At 70.7% G+C, this 17,480-nt stretch carries 14 protein-coding genes; 6 read left to right on the top strand and 8 right to left on the bottom strand.

The annotated features are described in order from the left end of the window. Window positions 1-129: 129 nt before the first annotated feature. The 3 genes from ACRAKF_RS31415 to ACRAKF_RS31405 all read right to left on the bottom strand — a co-directional run bounded on the left by ACRAKF_RS31415 (window position 130) and on the right by ACRAKF_RS31405 (window position 4,865). A complete protein-coding gene (locus tag ACRAKF_RS31415; protein WP_447041062.1) occupies window positions 130-336 on the bottom strand; it encodes a ferredoxin in 207 nt (68 codons plus the stop codon). Window positions 337-467: 131 nt separating this feature from the next. After that, window positions 468-1,667, bottom strand: coding sequence for a cytochrome P450 (locus ACRAKF_RS31410; protein WP_447041060.1), 1,200 nt, complete (start codon window positions 1,665-1,667; stop codon window positions 468-470). A gap of 213 nt (window positions 1,668-1,880) precedes the next feature. Continuing rightward, window positions 1,881-4,865: an AAA family ATPase gene (locus ACRAKF_RS31405; RefSeq protein WP_447041059.1), complete on the bottom strand. Its 2,985-nt coding sequence runs from the start codon at window positions 4,863-4,865 to the stop codon at window positions 1,881-1,883. A gap of 179 nt (window positions 4,866-5,044) precedes the next feature. On the opposite strand from ACRAKF_RS31405, the gene ACRAKF_RS31400 reads away from it, so the two are divergent. From ACRAKF_RS31400 to ACRAKF_RS31380, 5 genes are all read left to right on the top strand, one after another. After that, window positions 5,045-8,038, top strand: a complete 2,994-nt coding sequence (locus ACRAKF_RS31400) for an AAA family ATPase (protein WP_447041057.1) — start codon at window positions 5,045-5,047, stop codon at window positions 8,036-8,038. A gap of 186 nt (window positions 8,039-8,224) precedes the next feature. After that, window positions 8,225-9,151 carry a CPBP family intramembrane glutamic endopeptidase gene (locus ACRAKF_RS31395; protein ID WP_447041055.1) on the top strand — a complete coding sequence of 309 codons (927 nt, stop codon included), beginning with the start codon at window positions 8,225-8,227 and terminating at the stop codon, window positions 9,149-9,151. A gap of 36 nt (window positions 9,152-9,187) precedes the next feature. Further along, window positions 9,188-10,408 carry a sensor histidine kinase gene (locus ACRAKF_RS31390; protein ID WP_447041053.1) on the top strand — a complete coding sequence of 407 codons (1,221 nt, stop codon included), beginning with the start codon at window positions 9,188-9,190 and terminating at the stop codon, window positions 10,406-10,408. After that, a complete protein-coding gene (locus tag ACRAKF_RS31385) occupies window positions 10,405-11,091 on the top strand; it encodes a response regulator (protein ID WP_447041051.1) in 687 nt (228 codons plus the stop codon). Before ACRAKF_RS31390 ends, ACRAKF_RS31385 begins: the two co-directional genes overlap by 4 nt. 78 nt (window positions 11,092-11,169) lie before the next feature. Beyond that, entirely contained in the window at window positions 11,170-11,904 is a 735-nt protein-coding gene (locus ACRAKF_RS31380; protein WP_447041049.1) for a S1 family peptidase, read from the top strand. Between the two features lie 90 nt (window positions 11,905-11,994). On the opposite strand, the gene ACRAKF_RS31375 is transcribed toward ACRAKF_RS31380, so the two are convergent. The 5 genes from ACRAKF_RS31375 to aztB all read right to left on the bottom strand — a co-directional run bounded on the left by ACRAKF_RS31375 (window position 11,995) and on the right by aztB (window position 16,722). After that, a complete protein-coding gene (locus tag ACRAKF_RS31375) occupies window positions 11,995-12,204 on the bottom strand; it encodes a DUF6243 family protein (protein ID WP_447041048.1) in 210 nt (69 codons plus the stop codon). Window positions 12,205-12,376: 172 nt separating this feature from the next. Further along, the gene (gene aztD, locus ACRAKF_RS31370) at window positions 12,377-13,576 is read right to left on the bottom strand and encodes a zinc metallochaperone AztD (RefSeq protein ID WP_447041047.1); all 1,200 of its coding nucleotides are present in this window, start codon (window positions 13,574-13,576) and stop codon (window positions 12,377-12,379) included. 44 nt (window positions 13,577-13,620) lie between these two features. Next, window positions 13,621-14,580, bottom strand: coding sequence for a zinc ABC transporter substrate-binding protein AztC (gene aztC / locus ACRAKF_RS31365; RefSeq protein WP_447041045.1), 960 nt, complete (start codon window positions 14,578-14,580; stop codon window positions 13,621-13,623). Continuing rightward, window positions 14,577-15,815, bottom strand: coding sequence for a hypothetical protein (locus tag ACRAKF_RS31360; protein ID WP_447041043.1), 1,239 nt, complete (start codon window positions 15,813-15,815; stop codon window positions 14,577-14,579). Before ACRAKF_RS31360 ends, aztC begins: the two co-directional genes overlap by 4 nt. Window positions 15,816-15,825: 10 nt before the next feature. Further along, window positions 15,826-16,722: a zinc ABC transporter permease AztB gene (gene aztB, locus ACRAKF_RS31355; RefSeq protein WP_447041041.1), complete on the bottom strand. Its 897-nt coding sequence runs from the start codon at window positions 16,720-16,722 to the stop codon at window positions 15,826-15,828. A 14-nt stretch (window positions 16,723-16,736) separates the two neighbouring features. On the opposite strand from aztB, the gene aztA reads away from it, so the two are divergent. Continuing rightward, on the top strand, window positions 16,737-17,480 hold the full coding sequence (gene aztA / locus ACRAKF_RS31350; protein WP_447041039.1) for a zinc ABC transporter ATP-binding protein AztA: 744 nt from the start codon (window positions 16,737-16,739) through the stop codon (window positions 17,478-17,480).

Below are 17,480 nucleotides of genomic sequence, written 5' to 3'. Positions count from 1 at the left end.
GGGCACGGCTGCCACCCCGGACGTGTTTCCCGGGGGTTCGGTTTCAGCGGCGCTTCACCAGTCGTGTGATCCCTGCCACGGCCGCGTTCTCCGCCGGCATTCGTGCCCCCGAAATGTCAGGCCCTGTTTTCACGCGCCAGGGTCTTCTTCGAGGCGGATCGCACCGGTCGGGCAACGGGATACGACCTCGCGCACAACGTCCAGCAGTCCCGTGTCGGGCTGTGCGTCGAGCAGAACGACGGAGCCGTCCTCGTCGCTCTGGTCGAACAGGTCAGGCGCGATCAGCGCGCACTGGCCCGCCGAACAGCACACGTCACGGTCGGCGGTGATCCTCATCGGGTCTCAGTCCTACCTTGTCGTTCGAGATGGGCCGACATGTCTTCGTCTTGTGGGCCCTCTTGCATGACGGTGACGGACGGTGGGAGAACATCCCACCGTCCGTCGCGTTCACCGCTCGTACGTCTCGCTCAGTCGTCCCAGGTGACGCGAAGCGACTTGGGGCCGTAGTGCACGCAGTCGTCCCGCATCGGGACCTCATCGGCCGGTACGGCAAGGCGCAGCGTGGGGAACCTGTCGAACAGGGCCTCGTAGCCGACGCGCAGGATCGTGCGGGCGAGATGCTGGCCGAGACACTGGTGGACGCCGTGGCCGAGCCCCAAGTGCCCGTGATCCGTACGGCCGATGTCCAGTTGGTCGGGGTTCTCGTAGCGCTCGGGGTCGCGGTTGACGGCGGGGAGGGCGACAGTGACCACCTCGCCCTTCTTGATGGTCCGACCGGCGAACTCGACGTCTTCGAGCGCCCACCGGCTGGCCCCGAGGTGGGAGATGGTGAGGAAGCGGAGAAGCTCTTCGACGGCGGCCCCCATGAGCTCCGGGTCCTCCTGGAGCTTGGCCAGTTGATCGGGGTGCTCAAGCAGGGTGTAGACACCCATGGCGAGCATGTTGCCCGTGGTGTCGAAGGCCCCGGTGATCAACGTGGCGGTCATGCCCATGAGTTCTTGCTCGGTGAGCTGCCCACCGCGGATGAGGTCCCCGAGGATGTCGTCCCGGGGATCGTTCATCCGGCTAGGGACGAAGCGGGCCAGGAACCCGCTCATCGCGGACACGGCGGCAAGCGCCTCGGGAACGGTGGAGGAGAGCCGGCCGAGTGTCTCCACATGACGCTGGAGGCTCTTCCGCTCCGATTCGGGGACGCCGATCATCTCGCACATCACCCGGGAGGAAACGGATTCGGTGAAGACCTCCACCAGGTCGGCGCCCGGCCCGGCCTTTTCCAGATCGTCGAGTTGCTCGTGCACGATTCGCTCGATCATGGGGGTGAGTTGACGCGTGCGCCGGACCGTGAAAAAGCCGGTGACCAGCTTGCGGTACTTGCTGTGGACCGGGTCGTCCGTCTTCGCGAAAGTGCCCGGATCGGCCGGACCCTCGTACGCCAGCTCCGTGGGGACGGGGGAGAGCAGCCCTTCCTGGCGCGCGCTGAAACTTTTATGGGTGAGCAGTGCCTTCGCTTCGGCATGCCGGGTGATGAGCCACCCGGGCGTGCCGCCCGGATAACTCATGCGCGTTATGCGCTCCCGCTCGCGCAGGGGGGCGTAGCCATCCGGAGGATCGAAGGGACAGCTCCGCTCGGTGGGCAGCGAAACAGGGGGGTGCAGGGCGTCGACCAAGACTCCTCCATCGATTCACAATCCATGTATCGAGGTCGTCGGCGGCTACACCGGCTGGCTCGATCTCGATGCTAGCTTCGCCGTCGACCCGGCAGCCCCCCAAAAAGGCCCCCGCGGGCGCGTTCTGTGAAATCCCTTAGACAAAAGGCGGGGGCTGTTGACCTCCGCGCGCGGGTGCACTCACCGCGCCGGCCGCGGCGTATGTACCTTTGTCTACGCCGACAGGCCGACCGGTGAACCCGCGTCATGGCTGGTCCGGCCGCCGGCTCGTCTCGGCCCCAGCAGGGGCGCGGTGCGGGCGCCCGTGGTGGGCGTGTCAGGGGACAGCGGGCCGCGCCGGGTGAGGCTTCCGTTCAGCCAGGCCGCGGTGAGTTCCGTCCGGGAGCGGCAGCCGGTGCGCTGGAACAGTCGTGTCAGGCGCTGTTCCACGGTCTTGTGGCTGCAGGCGAGTTCCGCTGCGATCTGCCGGTTGGTGGCGCCGTCGCTGACCATGCGTGCCAGCCTGATGTCGAGTTCCGTCAGCTCGTCGTTGGGTTGGCGGAGTCTCGGTACGGGGATGTCGCGCAGCTGCGCGACACGGTTGACGGCGCTGCGGAAGGGCCGCCCGAGGGCGAGGTTCTGGGCGCTGCGCATGGCCTCGGTCAGCCAGGAGCGGGAGTCGTCGGCGATGCGCGCCAGGCCCAGGCTGGAGATGACGCTCAGGTAGACGTCACCTCGGCTCTTGAGTAATCGGTCAGCGGTCAGCGCGCTGTCCACGTCGTGGTGTGCGATGCCGCGTGCCATGAGGAGCGCCTCGTGGGTCATGGGCGTGGCCGCCTCCTCGTGCAAGGTCTCCAGTTCCTCCAGGGCCTGCCGGACCGTCTGCGGTCTGCCCTCGTGGGCGGCGAGCGACAGGATGCGCAGCAGCACACGCTCGACACCGGCGAGCCGGCCGCTCTTTCGTGCCTGCCGCGCGTCGTGCCAGGCACCCTCCAACGCCTCGTCCTCCCGGCCCGACCGGTACCGGACGGCCAGCCGTGCTCGCGCCGCCAGCGGATGGGTGACGGTGTCGGGAATCAGGCAGAGCCATGCTTGGGCACGTGCGACGTCCCCACGCATGCAGTGGATTTCCGCGGCCAGCGCCCGCGCCAGGTGGGGGACGCCTGCCGCGCCGTGGGTCCTGCTGCGCACCTCGATGCGGCGGGCGCCGACCAGCGCGGCCTCCCAGTCCCCCGCCAGGTAGTCGTGCACCATGCCCCGGTACTGGACGGCGATGCTTTCGGGTGCCGCGGTGTACCGGTCACCGAGGACAGCGGCGAGAGCACCGGCCAGGTCCGCGTAGGCGGCGGCGTTGCGCAGCCGGTCCAGGGCCCCCTCGTCGATCGTGCCCGGAGGCAGGCATTGCAGTGCCCGGCGCAGCTCGGTGTGGCTGCCCACCGCGGCGGTCATCAGGTGCAGTTCGGCGGGCGAGGGCAGCGGTGCGCAGCCGGGCCCGGGACCGGTGTCCGGGGCGGCGTTCGCGGCGGGGTCCGCGGTGGGTGCCGGCCGGGGCGGCAGCGGGCCGATGCCGTAGACGCCGCCGAGTGCCGCCAGTCCGGTCGCGGCGGGGAACGGTTCCAGCGCCGCACGGTAGCGGGGGTCGGTGTCATCGGCGTACGGGGAGCGGTGTTCGTGAACGGCCGCCCACACCCAGGCACTCGCAACAGCCTCCAGGCCCGCCGGTGTCTCGGTGTCCTCGATGCCCTCGATGTCCTCGGCGGTGTCGGTGATGTCGGTGATGTCGGTGTGCGCCAGGTCCAGGCAGGCGAGCAGCGGCTCGCCGAGCGCCAGCAGCCCGCCGGTGTCGCCGTGCCGCAGGCTCAGGCTGCTCGCCTCGTTGAGCACGCCTGGTGTGCGCCCGTCCTGCGGCGCGAGCCGGTGAAGCGCCGCGGCGTAGGCGCGGGCAGATCGTGGCCAGTTGGTCCTGGCGTCCTCGCGGGCCGCGGCCAGCAGCAGCGGCACAGCGAGGGCGTCGTCCAGGCGCGGCCCGGCGGCTGCGACGTGGTCGGCCAGCCTCGGGTAGCCACCACCGGCGGCTTCGGCTCCGAGCCGGTCCACCAACGGCGCGACGAGCCGCGCGTGCAAGCTCTGCACGCCGCACCGGTCGGGCAGGGTCCGTAGGGCGGCCGCGAGCGCCGGGACGGCGAACGACACGCGGCCCTGCTGGTCGACGGTCAGTATCCGGTCCGCGACCAGCCGGTCCAGTGTGCGCTCGATGTGCTGGGCGTGGGCCGACGGCGTCAGCCGGGACACGTCGTCGACGTGGACTTCGGCGTGGGCCAGCCCATGGGCGGCGAGGATCGCCGCCCAGACGGTCTCGAAGCCCGCGGGCGAGCGGGGCCGGCCGAACCCGAGTGACTCGGCCAGCTCCGTGGTCAGCCGCAGATGCTTTTCGGGGAGCGTGAGACACAGCCGGCCGTCGAGTTCCAGCAGGTCCTGCTCGTCGAGTGTGTCGAGCACCGACAGCACGGCCCGCGGGTTGCCCGTCAGTGTGCCCAGCGCCCGCGAGACGGCGTCCGCCAGCGCGGGTTCGGCCGGCCGGCCGAACCGCCTGGTGATGTGGCCGCTGACGAGCGTGGCGACGTCGGCCGGCCGCAGTGGCGGCAGGTGGAGGATCTGGTCGGCCGCGGCCGTCAGCTGGGCGCGGCCGGGGTCCGCCGCGGGCGGCGGCCGGCCGGCCATCACCACGGGTACGCCGCGTGGGCGCGAGATCCGCAGCAGCAGCACCAAGGCTTCGGCGCTGTGGGGCGGCATGCGTTCGATGCCGTCGACGACCAGCGCGAACGGGGTCTGGCGGGCTGTTTCGGTCAGTGCCTCGGAGAAGGCGGAAAGACCGGTCACTTGCCCTTTCCGCGCGGCGGCGCGCAACCGTGCCCGGCGGGCGAGGGTGAGAGGCGGCAGGCAGCCGTCGGGGGCCTCGACGAACAGGCCGCAGCCGGAGTCGATGACGATTGCGTCGTGCGTGTCATCGATGTCTTCGTCCTCCCAGCCGAGCCGAACGACTACGGCGCCGTCCTGGGCCGCCGCACGCCTCGCCTGCTCGACCACGGCGGTCTTGCCCATTCCGGCCTCGGCGGTGATGAGCAGGACACGCGCCGCGTCCCCCGTGGCGCACAGGGCATCGACCACTTCGCGGACGTCGCCGTCCCTGCCGATGACCGCTCCATGCTGCTGCTGCACAATGTCTCACCTCGCTCGTTTCCATCAACCCGAAAGGAAGATGACTCCCGGCTCATTTTCGTTCATCGGTAAACGGGAATGGAGTCAACTTCGTTCCTGCGCCGGAGAGTTGGCAAGCGGGTCCTGGTCGCCGCACCGCGTGGCGACGAGATCCATTGAACAAGGGGATGCACTGCACAGTGGCTTCGTGGTCGGGCAACAACGAACTGGTCCGCTGGGGTACGGCCGCGCACGTGGACTGCACCGACGACCGCCTGCTCGGCCGCGAGCGCGAGTCGGAGGAGATCCACGACTGGCTGAGCGACCCTGACGGCCCGCGCCTGGTGCTCGTGCGGGGCGAACGCGGCGTGGGCCGCAGTACGTTCCTCAAGGCGGTCGGCGAGCGGCTGCGTGCGCAAGGGACCGCCGCGGCTGCCGTGGACTGCGTTCCGGGCGACAGCGCACGGCCTCTGCTGCTGGCACTGCGGCTGGTCATGGTGCTCGAAGAGCACGCATCCGCCGGGAAACGCCAGCGGCCGGCCGGAGGGCCGGTCACCAGGGCGCGGTCCGCCGTCGACCGGCATGACCGGCCGGCCATGGACGTATTGCTCCGCGCCGTCCTGGCCCGTTCCACGCCGGTGACCGTCATGGTCGACGACGCCCAGCATGCCGACCCCGCCTCCTTGGCCCTGCTGAGCGGGATCGACGTCTCGCGGCTCGCGCCCGATGTCCGCCTGGTGGTGTCGGCGGTCCAAAATGTCACACCGAGCGCGGACAGTACGAAGGCGGGCGGCCCTGATGCTGTCGGCGTGGGCGCCCCACCCTTCGGGCGGCAGGCCGAGAAGGCCCGAACACCAGGCCGTACGAGCATGCCCGGGCCCATCGACCTGCTGACCGGTGCCGAAGGGACCCGTACGGTGGTGCTGCCTCCGCTGGGGCCGGAAGACACTGCCACGCTGGTGGCGAGGTGGTTGCAGGCGACGCCCGACGCCGCCCTGGCCCGGCAGACAGGCGAGTTGACCCGCGGCGTCCCGGGGGCGGTCGAGGCTCTGATCACCGGATGGGCTCGGCGAGACAAGATCCGGGTCGCCGACAGCCACGCCTTCATCGGCGCGAGGACGCCGGTGCCCACTCTGCCGGACGACGACCGGTTCGTCTCGGCGCTGGACGCACTGGGCGAGCCGTATGGTGCGGTGGCCGGGGCGCTGAGCATCCTGTGGCCGCTCGGCCGACCGGCCCTGGAACTGACCGCGACCTGGACCGACTTGTCCGCCGACACGGTCGCCGAGGGCGTGCGGGGCCTGGTCGAGGTGGGGATCGTCGATGAACTGACCGGCCCGGACGGCGCCACGGTAGTGGGCTGGACCTTCCGTCTCCCGCTGACGGCGCACACCGTCCGGGAGCGGCTGCGGCCGATGGAACGCGGCCGGCTGTCCGCCATGGCCGTCGAGGTCCTCTGGGCCCACGCGGACGCGGAGCGCGCCGGACAGGTCGTCCCCTCGGCGCCGGTCCTGCTCGACGAGAAAGACGCAGTGGCCTACCGGGCGGACCGGATCGCGGACGCGGGCGGCCTGGTCGACCGTGACCGTGCGGTGGCCGAACTGACGGACGCCGCCCAGCGGATGCGGCCCGGCACCGAGGACCACCCGGTGCTCCGGTGGCTGAAGGCCGCCGCCCACCTGATCGAGCAGCCCAACGACCGCGATCTTGCCCTGCAACGGTACGCCACGACCGCCTACCTGGCGTACGACTACCGAACCGGCCGTGCCGTCGGGGACATCCTGCTGCACAACCCGGGACGAGCGCTGACCGCACTCGATTTGCAGGAGGCCGCCTGCCTTGTCGTGGCGACCACCGCCAACGCACGGGACTGGCCCATGATGGCCCGACTCGCGACGCCCCATTGGTGGGACGAGCTACCGATACCCGCCCTGGCCAAGGTGACCGGCCAGGCCATGGCTCTGTGCCATCTGTCGCAATGGCGGAAGACGGCGGAACTGCTCGAAAAGACCGAGTCGGTCTGGAACACCAGTCGAGGCGCGCGTGCGGTGCCCGGCCGTTTCGCCGCCATGGCCGAACTGGCGATGGGCCGACCAGAGCCCTACCGGCGCGAACTGGCCATGCAAGACGCCCCGGAGCTGCACCCCGGCAAGCTGTACTCGCTGGCCGGCGGCATGTTCGACACCCTGCTCACCGGCTACGACCTCAACGCGGCCAAAGCCCTGCTGGAGACAGTCGGCCTGAGCGTGCAGGTGCTGCCCCCGCTCAGCCAGTTCCTCTTCCATCACCTCACGGGCCGGTGGGACCAGGCATGGGAATCGGCCCGCCGGTTGCTGGCCAACCAGGAGATCCAGTCGACCCCGGTGGCGGACCCCTCGCCGCTGCCCGCTCGCACGATGGCCATCCTTCTCGCCCGAGGCCGCATCACCAGCGCTCTCCAACTGGTGGAGGGCCTGCGTGGGCCGGAAGGGAGCCCGCCGCAGTGCGCACTGCACGCATCGGAAGCAGAAGTGCTCATGACCCTCGGCGACCTGGACGGCGCCGAGAAGACACTGCGCAGCGGACTGGACACGGCCCAGGCACACGACCAGGTCTACGGCACGGACGAGCTGTGGGCCTTGCTGGCAGAGGTGACGGCCGAGGCGGGGCGCACCGACGAGGCGATGGCCTGCCTGCGACGCCTGGAGCGGATCGCCACGCGGACGGGCACCGGCCGGTCCCGCCTGCTGCACCTGCTGGCCTCGGCCCTCATTCTGCGACATGACGCCCCCGCCATCGCCCGCGGCAACCTGCGCGAGGCCGTGGACCTCGCTCGCGCCCGCGGCCTGCCCTTCGAGACGGCAACCACGCTGCTGGCCGCCGCCGAGAGGGGCGCGGGACCGCCCGCGCTGCTCAACGAGGCGTACGAACTGTTCGGCCTGACCGGTGCCACCCTGTGGCGCTTCCACACACGGACCGCGATGCGAGAGGCCGGGCTCACCATCCCCGGCCGCAAGCAGGCCACCGCCGAGAACGACCACCTGCTGACCGTCCTGCTCGCCGAACAGCTCACCAACCGCCAGATCGCCACCGTCCTGCACCTCAATGAGGACGCGGTCTCCCGGCGACTGTCCCGGCTGTTCGCCCGAACCGGGAAACGCTCCCGCACCGAACTCGTCAGCGCCGTACTCACCGGTACGCTCGGCTCCCTCTGACGGCCCCGACCCTGGTCCCGGCCGGTCGACGGCGGGTCCTCGAAGCGGAGTCACGCCTGAGGCCTGTCCCCCGTGCGAGCTACAGCGATTGTCCACTGCGGGGGGACGTGACGAGGCGCTCCGGCTCGTAGCGTTCCCTTCGATGCAGGGGCGGCCGGGCCGCCGGTCAACAGTGGAGGAAACGCCATGCCGCTCCGGAACACTCGGGCAGCGCGATGGGCGAGGCAGCAGTTCTCGCAAGCACCGTTCGAACCGACCCGCCGGGTGTGGCCGGCCGGGGTACGGCTGGCGGTGATGGTGGTGCTCTTCCTCCTGGTGACAGCGCTCATCGCGGGGACGAGGAGCCTGGCGGGCGACAATCCGGTGCTGTCCCTGCTGTTCGGCGCGGTGTCCGTCCTGTTCGGCCTGTGCGTCTACGCGGCCGCGGTACGCGTCCTCGAACAGCGCCCCGCGTTCGAGCTGGAGACCGCGGGTGCCCGGTCCGGCCTGCGCACCGGCATCTGCGCCGGCCTCGGGCTCTTCGCCGCGACGTTCGTCCTGATCGTCCTGTGCGGCGGCGACTACAGCACGAAGGACGGGATCTCCGTCAGCGGCCTGGTGACCGTTCTCGGGATGACGGCGGGGATCGCAGTCGTCGAGGAACTCCTCTTCCGCGGCATCGTCTTCCGCGTCGTGGAGGAACTCACCGGCACCTGGGGCGCGCTGGCCCTCTCGGGGCTGCTGTTCGGGGCCCTGCACCTGGTCAACTCCGGTGCCACCATATGGGGCGCGCTGGCCATCGCCATCGAGGCGGGCCTCATGCTCGGTGCCGCCTACGCCGCGACCCGCACCCTGTGGCTCCCGATCGGCCTGCACTTCGGCTGGAACTTCGCCCTCGGCGGCATCTTCGGCGTCACGGTCTCCGGCAACGAGGACGCGCCGGAGGGTCTGCTCCGCGGCGTGCTCTCGGGCCCCACCGCCATCACCGGAGGCGACTTCGGCCCGGAGGCCAGCATCTTCGCCATCCTCGTCTGCGCCGTCCCCACCGTCGTGTTCCTGCGCATCGCCCGGCGCCGGGGCCACCTCTACACCCGCCACCAGCTCCGCTCCGCGCGCGTTCCCGCACAGCCCTGACCCTCAGCCCTCATCACTCGTGAATAATCATGAGTGATGAGGGAAGACCGATCAGTTCATGAACCGACCGCCCGGCTGCGCCTGCTGTCGCGCTGGTGGGAAGGGCGCCCCGCGGCCGTCAAGGACCGCGAGTTCGCGCTCGTGTTCACGGTGCTGTCGTTCATCCCGCCGATGGCCCTGATGGGGGCGCAATTCGGCGACCTGCCCGTCAACGGCGCCTCCGCCGCGAGCGTGCTGCTGACCCTGGGGCAGACCCTGCCGGTCGCGGTGCGGACCCGGTGGCCGGCCGCCTGCCTCGCGGTGGCGGGCACGTCGTTCGCGGTCCACCAGTGCCTCGGCTGCCCCCCGACCTTCGGCAGCCTGGGTCTGTACGTCGCGCTGTACTCGGTGGGCGCCCACCTGGACCGCCACCGGCGGGCCGTCCCCCTGGCGGCGACGGGCGGATACATACTCTTCTGCGTCGCCCTGCACCTGCTGGGCTCGCCCGCCGGCTTGATCGACTGCCTGCTCTACTACGCGGTCCTGGTCGTGACGTGGGGGCTGGGCGCCCTGGTCCGCGGGCAGCGGCGGCAGGAAGCAGCGCGCCGGCACCTGTCCGCGCAGGTCGCCATCGCCGCGGAACGCAGCCGCATGGCGCGGGAGCTGCACGACGTGGTGACCCACCACGTGACCGCGATGGTGGTGCAGGCGGGCGCGGCCCAGTACCTCACCGATTCACCGGACCGGCTGGGCGAGGCCCTCGGCGCCATCAACGGCACCGGCCGCCACGCGCTGGCCGAACTCCGTTTCCTGCTCGGGGTGCTGGAGGCGACCGGCGAAGCGGGGCCCCAGGGGCGGACACCGATGCCGGGCCAGGTGCCCGACCTGGTGGAGCGGACCCGAGCCGGCGGCCAGCCCATCGAGCTGATCGAGGAAGGGCGGCAGCCGCCCACGGCCGTGGGCGCCCGGCTCGCGGCCTACCGCGTCGTGCAGGAATCCCTCACGAACGCCGTGAAGTACGCCGCGGGCCACCGGACACTGGTACGGCTCGCGCACACCTCCGACTGGACGGAGGTCGAGGTGACCACCGCGGGGACCGCGGACGATACCTGCGGGTCCACCTCCCTCCGCGACAACGGCCGGCACGTCTCGGGAGGCCGGGGTCTGACCGGGCTCAGGGAACGGGTGGAGACGCTGGGCGGCGAGTTCGCGGCGGGTTTCCGCCCGGAAGGCGGCTTCCGTGTCCACGCGCGCATCCCCACAGGAGGTACCGCATGAGTGTTCCGCCCGCTGCGATCAGGGTGCTGATCTGCGAGGACCAGGCCCTCGTACGCGCCGGTTTCGTCACGATCCTCTCCGCCCAGCCCGACATGGAGGTCGTGGGGGAGGCCGCGGACGGGCAGGCGGCGGTGCGCGCCGCCGAGGAGCTGAAGCCGGACGTCGTCGTCATGGACATCCGCATGCCCCTGCTCGACGGGATCGAGGCCACGCGCCGCCTGGCCGGCCCCGCTTCCACCAGCCCCGCGAAGATCCTGGTGGTCACCACCTTCAACGTCGGCGAGTACGTGTACGAGGCCCTGCGGGCTGGTGCCAGCGGCTTCCTGCTGAAGGACGCCGCACCGCCCGAGCTGATCAACGCGGTGCGCACCGTCGCCCGAGGTGAGTCCCTGCTGGCTCCCGCCGTGACCCGCGCCCTGATCGGCCGCCACGCCGCGCATCTGCGCCCCGCCACCGCCCCCGTGTCCCCCGAGCGTGAACGCCTCAAAGCCCTCACCGGCCGCGAGCACGAGGTCCTTCTCCTGATCAGCGAGGGCCTGTCGAACGCGGAGATAGCCGCCGAGCTGGTCATCAGCCCCGAGACGGTGAAGACCTACGTCTCCCGCATCCTCACCAAACTGGATCTCCGTGACCGTGTCCAGGCGGTGGTCCTGGCGTACCGGGCCGGCTTGGCGATGTCGTAGCGCTCGTGCGGAACGCTTTTGCTCGGCGGGGGCTCTCACTACCTGTACGGCTGTACCCCCATGAGAGGAGCTTTCTGCATGATGCGTCGCGTTCACGTACTGCTGGTGACCGCCCTGGCGCTGGTCGCGGGCTCGGTGATGTCATCCACTCCGGCCTCGGCCGTCATCGGCGGGTCGAAGAGCACCTACGCCCCGTGGGCGGTACGCATGCTCGTCGACGGCAAACCGGCGTGCACCGGCACAGCGGTCAGCCGCCAGTGGATCCTCACCGCGTCGCACTGCTTCTACGAGCAGGCGCAGCCGGTCGCCGACAGGCGGATCTCCTTCCGGGTCGGCAAGCTCGACATGCGCAGGGGCACCACGGTCCGCCCCCTGCGCGGCGAGCGCGTGGGCAGCTCGCACGCCGACATGATGCTCGTCAAGGTCCCGCCGATGAACGTCCGCACGGCGCGCCTGTCCACGGTGGGCGTCCAGACCGGCCAGACCGTGCGGCAGTACGGGTGGGGCGCCACCTGCACCACGGATGAGAGCTCCTGCCAGTCCCCCGTGCTCAAGCAGTCGAAGCTGAAGGTCGTGCGGCAGGACGACCCGCTGTGCGCGGGTCACACCGCGCCGGGCGGCCCCGACTTCTGCATGAAGAAGGTGTCCGGGATTCCCGCCGGTGGCGACTCCGGAGGCCCGGTGACGACCGCGGGACCCCGTGGTACCGAAGTCCTCGTCGGCGTCTTCAACGGCTCGGACCGGGAGAAGAGCGCCCAGGCCGGGGAGGTCTCGCAGCAGCTCTCCTGGATCCGCTCGGTCATCCGCCGATAGCGCGGACGTGCCCGGCACGGCACAGGGCCCGGACCGCATGTCGCGGTCCGGGCCCTGCCTCGTGCGATGCCGCCCCGCGGCGGCGGTGCGTCAGCTCTGTGCGGTGTCGTCGCCGGTCTGCCCGGCGTCCTCGGCCGCGCCCACCTTCTCGCGCATCTTGCGCACCAGCTCCGCCTTCTGCTCGGCGGCACTCTGGCGGTCGAGGTTGCGGTGCGGGCCGTTGTTCTGCCGCTCGGCGCGGGACAGCTTCTTGCGCTTGCCGCCGCCCATGCCCACGGGGTTGTTGATGTTCTTGCTCATGGGTTCTCCCGGAATGGTGTGAAGTGATCTACGGATTCATCGGTGGGGGACGGGCGCTGCGACGTCGAAGGGCGTCAGCAGGGGCCCGTCACGCTCTCACTCGTAAATCTGCCTCTGGAAGAACATGACCAAGACAGTACCCCGGTTCCGGCGGTCGCCCCTACCAATCAGGTCAGTGGCCGCCCACGACGCCGGACAGTTCGTTGGTGCTCTTGGGGAGCGTCACGGACGTGATCTTCTTCCCCGAGTCCAGGTCGAAGGCGTGCAGTCGGCGCTTGCCGGGCTCGGAGACGTACGCCGTGTGGTCACGGACGAAGAGGGTGGGCCTGGGCTGCTGCCAGTCCAGCGGCTCCTGCCAGTCGTCCACCGCGTCGATCTTCTTCACCACCTTGCCGGACTTCGGGTCGATGACGTGGAGGGTGCCGTTGGTGCCGAGAACGAGCGCTTCGCCGTGCGGACCGCGGGCGAGCGAGCGGAAGGAGTAGCTGGTGCCGAGGTCCACCAGGCGCAGCTTCGCCGTCCGGGTGTCGATCAGGGATATGCGGGTGGGCCGCTCCAGTTCCGCGTCCGGGTCGGTCTTGTAGTCGCCGAGGAGGATCGGGGAGGCGTCGCTGCCCGCCTGGTTGCCGATACGTCCGTAGTCGTCGGGGGCGTCGACCTTGGTGAACTTGCCGTCCTTGTAGATCAGCACGCCGTCCTCGCAGCCGACGGCGATCGCCTCGTCCTTCGCGGCGGCTTCGCCGTGCACGCCGGGGCAGTTCTCGGCGCGTTTGATCTCCTTGTTGTTCTTGCCGAGGACCAGGGCGCCGGTGCGCTTCTCCTCGGTGCCCAGGGTGGTGAGGAGTTCGCCGTTGGCCAGCTCGATGGCGACACCGTGGTGGGCCTCGGCGGAGGTGTACTTGCGGGTCCGCGGGTCGGTGCCGTCGCCGAGTCCGGCGGGGTCGAGGACGTTCACCTCACCCGTGCCGTCGGTGAACAGGACCGTCTTGCCGGCGTGCCGCACGACGTGCCCGGGCTTGGAGCCCTTGTACTCGGTGTCCGTGAAGGTGCCGCGGGCGGCGTCGAACACCCGGAAGCCGCTGTCGGTGGAGACGACGACGTGCTCCTTGTCGCCCGCGGGGTTGACGCGGTTGAAACCGGGCAGCTCGACCGTCTTCCTCAGCTTCAGCTTGTCGCCGTCGAGGACGTACATCCCACCGTCGAAGGTGGCGACCAACGGGTCCTTGACCGCGGCGGTTCCGCTGCCCGCGGACTGCTTCGGCCCGGCTTCGGACGAGGCGTCGTCCTTGCCGCCGCAGGCGGTCAGTGCCATGGCCGCCGCCAGGGCGAGAGCCGTGCCCGTGAGTGTTCTGGCGCGTGTCGACTTGTCCATCATGTGTTTCCTCTCCGGCCCTGTCAGGGCGGTGTTCAGCGGTTTCAGCCGCGGGTGAGGCCGTCGGCCATGGCCGAGGCGTTGGCGCGCATCATTTCCAGGTAGGTGCCGGCGCCCTTGCCCTTCTCGGTGAGCGACTCGGAGTACAGCGAGACGACGTCCACGTCGCCGCCCATCTCCTGGCGGAGCACCTCGGCCAGTCGGGTGGGCTGGGAGGAGTCGGCGAAGACGGTGCGCACCCCGGCGTCCTCCATGGCCTTGGTGAGGGAGCGCAGGTCGGAGGAGCTGGGTGAGGCGAGTGTCGTACCGCTGGGGATGACAGCGCCGATCACCCGGAAACCGAAGCGGTCGGCGAGGTACCCGAAGACGTGGTGGTTGGTCACCAGGCCACGGCGGTCCTCGGGGATGGCCGCGAAGGACTTCTCCATCGAGGCGGTGAGATCGGCGAGTTGCCCGTCGTAGCGTTCGGCGTTGTCCCGGACGGCCTTCTCGCTCACACCCCCGACGTGCTCGACGACCTGGTCGGCGATGAGGCCGGCGGCCTTGCGCACCCGGTCGGGGTCGGTCCAGAAGTGCGGGTCGGGTTCTCCGGCTCCATCGGCGGGCCCGCCCTCTTCCCCGGTATGGAAGGTGAGCGGGTCCACCGCCTCGCCGGCCGCGAAGGTGGCCACGTCGGACTCGCGTGCGGCGGCAACGTGCCGCAGTACGTTCTCCTCAAGGCCCAGCCCGTTGTAGACGACCAGGTCGGCGCTCTCCAGCTCGGCGGCCTGCACTGCCGAGAGTCCGAACGAGTGCGGGTCGGCGTTGGGCTTCATCAGGACACTGACCTCGGCCTCGTCCCCGACGATCCGGCGGGTGATGTCACCGAGGATGTTGGTCGTCACCACCACCTGGGGCCGGTCGTCACCGCTCGTACAGCCGGTCACCGTACCGGCGACGACGAAGAGACTGACGAGGGTCAGCAGCAGGGCGCGGACCCGCGCCGTCCGTGTGCGCACGCTCATCGTCCCGTCTCCACCATCAGGGACGGCCGGACGTCCAGGTCGAAGGTGCGGGCGACGCGGAGGCCGTCGTTGTAGTCGACCTCGTACACGCGCTTGCCCGCGGAGTCGTTGAGGTAGGCCCGGCTGCGGTCGACCTCGATCACGGGTGCCGGGGTCCCGCCGGTCGCGGCCTTGGGCCGGTCCTTCAGCAGGGGTTCGGTGACCGCGGTCTCCTTGCCGCCGGCTATGTCGTAGCCGTGCAGGGCTCCGTCGGTCTCCAGGACGACCAGGGGGGAGCCCTCGCCCGCGGTGTTGGCGGCGACGACGGGGCCGGTCTTCACCCGCGTCCAGGCGCGCTCGGTGACGTCCAGGACCCAGACGGCCTTCTTCCCCGCGGGTGCGGTGAGCGTGGTGCTGCCCGCGCGGTGCCGGAACTCCGTGGCCCGCTCCGCCTTCGGCACGTCCTCGCCGTACGGGATCTTCTCGGCGGTGAAGGTGCCGTCGTCCTCGTGGACGAGCAGGGCGCCGTCGGCGCAGCCGAGGACGACTCCGCGCCGGGTGACGGCATCACCGCGCGGGTCCTGGCATCCGGCCTCCGGTGAGGCGACGCGCTTGCCCGCGCGGTCGAGCACGACGACCTTCGCGGGGCCGTCCCCGTCCTCCCTGAGAGCGATCAGGTGCTCCGCGTACGGCACCACGGCTCCGGCGTAGGTGCCGGGAAGCACGACGGGGCTGCCGATCCTGCCCTTCTCCAGCTCGGCACGGCGGTGGACACCCGCCTTTCCGTCCGCTTCGGTCACCACGGTGACGCCGGCGTCACTGCGGACCCTGGTACCGGCGCCTCCCGGAAGCCCGCCGACGTCCCGGATCTTCGCGCTGTAGTAGTGCACATGGTCTCCGTGGTCGACCATCCACGCACCGCTGTCCAGGACGTGGGTGCCGTCCTTGCCGTGGAAGTAGCCGAAGCGGCCGTCCGTGGTGAGTGCGGTGACACCCGTTCTGCGCGCGGTGTCGTGGACCTTGCCGGTGATCAGGTCCAGTACGCGGGTGTCTCCGGTGGAGGCGTCGCCGAGCAGAAGTCGGGACTGCTGCTCGGCGGCCTCGGCGGCTCCTTCGACGTAGCCGTGGGGGGTGGCGGAGGGAGAGGGACCCCCGGGGGTGTCCCGGGTGTCGTCCTGGCCCGCGCAGCCCGTGGTCAGCAGGACCACGGCCACAAGCGCCGGCACCAGGGAAGTGGCGTTTCTACGGACGAACAAGGAGATCGCCTCAGGTTTCGTTCGGTCGGGACGTGGGGGCGTGCACGGTGGGCGTGGCGACGCGGGCGGGGAGACCCGCGCGGCGCGCACGGTGTCGGTGCCGGATGCCGGACGCCAGGTGGGACAGGAAGAAGAGGCTGACCGCGACGGCCGAGACGGTCGCGCCGGCCGCGGTGCTCAGATGCCACGAGAGCAGCAGTCCGCAGAAGGTGGCGGTCGCGCCGAGGACCGCCGCGAGGAACATGACGCCGCGCACGCCGCGTGCCCAGGGCAGGGCCGCCGCCGGTGGGGCGATGAGCAGGCCGAGGACGAGCAGCGTTCCCACGATGTGGAAGGAGGCGACGATGGCCAGGGCCAGCAGTCCGAGCAGTACGGCGTGCGCCAGTCGGGGTCGCAGGCCCAGCGTTCGGGCCTTGCGCGCGTCGAACGCCAGGGCCAGGAAGGCCCGGTGACAGAGTGCCGAGACGATCAGGGCCAGCAGCAGCGCCACCCCGAGCAGCGCCAGGTCACTCTCGCGTACCGCGAGGACGTCACCGAAGAGGAACCCGGTGAGGTCCACCGCGAACGACTGCGAGCGCGACACGATGATGACGCCGACCGACAGCATGCCGACGAACAGCAGCCCGATACCGGTGTCCTGGGACAGCCTCGGCGTGCGACCGAGGGCCGTGACGCCGGCCGTCATGACAGCCGCGCTCACCACCGCCCCCACCAGCAGGTTGCCCCCGAGCAGGGCGGCGACCGCGACGCCCGGCAACAGACCGTGGGACATGGCGTCGCCGAGAAAGGCCATCCCCCTGAGCACCACCCATGTACCCGCAAGGGCGCATATCGCCGACACCAGAATCCCGGCCCATAGGGCCCGTTGCACAAAGGCCACCTCGAAAGGTGCCGTCAACCACTCCATACGAAGACACTACAATGACAATCATGTTCAATACACGCCGCCCTGATCCCGTCGACTCCGAGCTGCGGAGTCAGCGCATCCGTTTCACTGAGCTGGGCGCGGGCTACCCGGGCAGGCCCGTGCTCCACCAACTCAGCGCGGACATACCCGCGTTGGCCATGACGGCGCTCGTCGGGCCGAACGGGAGCGGGAAGTCCACCTTGCTCGGCGTTCTCGCCGGCGTGATCAATGCCACATCGGGACGTCTGTGCTACTCCGAGGGGCGTCCGCCGGCGTTCGTTCCGCAGCGCGGCGCCGTCGGCGACGCGCTGCCGCTCACGGTGCGGCAGACCGTGGAGATGGGGCGCTGGGGCGAGCGCGGGCTGTGGCGGCGGCTGACACGGGACGACCGGGCAGTGGTCGATTCCGTCATGGAGCGGCTGGCCGTCGCCGACCTGGCGGCCCGTCAGCTCGGGGAGTTGTCGGGTGGGCAGCGCCAGCGGGTCCTGATCGCCCAGGGCTTGGCCCAGCAGTCCGATCTGCTGCTGCTGGACGAGCCCACCACCGGGCTCGACCCCGAAGCCCGCGGGCGGATCGCCGCGCTGCTGACGGACCTGGTCACCGACGGCACGACCGTCGTCCAGGCCACGCACGATCTGGAGGCCGCCCGCTCGGCGGACGCCTGCCTGCTCCTCAGCGACGGACGGCTGGTCGGGCAGGGCACCCCCGACCAGGTACTCACCCCGACGGCCCTCGCGAGGATCTGGCAGCCGGCGTGA

Source organism: Streptomyces sp. DSM 118878 (assembly GCF_052936595.1).
Note: the sequence above shows the minus strand (reverse complement) of the source record. Positions and strands in the feature narration are given on the sequence as shown.

Bases quoted from the DNA above. Each gene is read 5' to 3' on its own strand.
- ACRAKF_RS31415 (WP_447041062.1), bottom strand. From the start codon at position 336: ATGAGGATCACCGCCGACCGTGACGTGTGCTGTTCGGCGGGCCAGTGC.
- ACRAKF_RS31395 (WP_447041055.1), top strand. From the start codon at position 8,225: ATGCCGCTCCGGAACACTCGGGCAGCGCGATGGGCGAGGCAGCAGTTC.
- ACRAKF_RS31390 (WP_447041053.1), top strand. From the start codon at position 9,188: ATGAGGGAAGACCGATCAGTTCATGAACCGACCGCCCGGCTGCGCCTG.
- ACRAKF_RS31385 (WP_447041051.1), top strand. From the start codon at position 10,405: ATGAGTGTTCCGCCCGCTGCGATCAGGGTGCTGATCTGCGAGGACCAG.
- ACRAKF_RS31380 (WP_447041049.1), top strand. From the start codon at position 11,170: ATGATGCGTCGCGTTCACGTACTGCTGGTGACCGCCCTGGCGCTGGTC.
- ACRAKF_RS31375 (WP_447041048.1), bottom strand. From the start codon at position 12,204: ATGAGCAAGAACATCAACAACCCCGTGGGCATGGGCGGCGGCAAGCGC.
- aztD (WP_447041047.1), bottom strand. From the start codon at position 13,576: ATGGACAAGTCGACACGCGCCAGAACACTCACGGGCACGGCTCTCGCC.
- aztC (WP_447041045.1), bottom strand. From the start codon at position 14,580: ATGAGCGTGCGCACACGGACGGCGCGGGTCCGCGCCCTGCTGCTGACC.
- aztB (WP_447041041.1), bottom strand. From the start codon at position 16,722: ATGGAGTGGTTGACGGCACCTTTCGAGGTGGCCTTTGTGCAACGGGCC.
- aztA (WP_447041039.1), top strand. From the start codon at position 16,737: ATGACAATCATGTTCAATACACGCCGCCCTGATCCCGTCGACTCCGAG.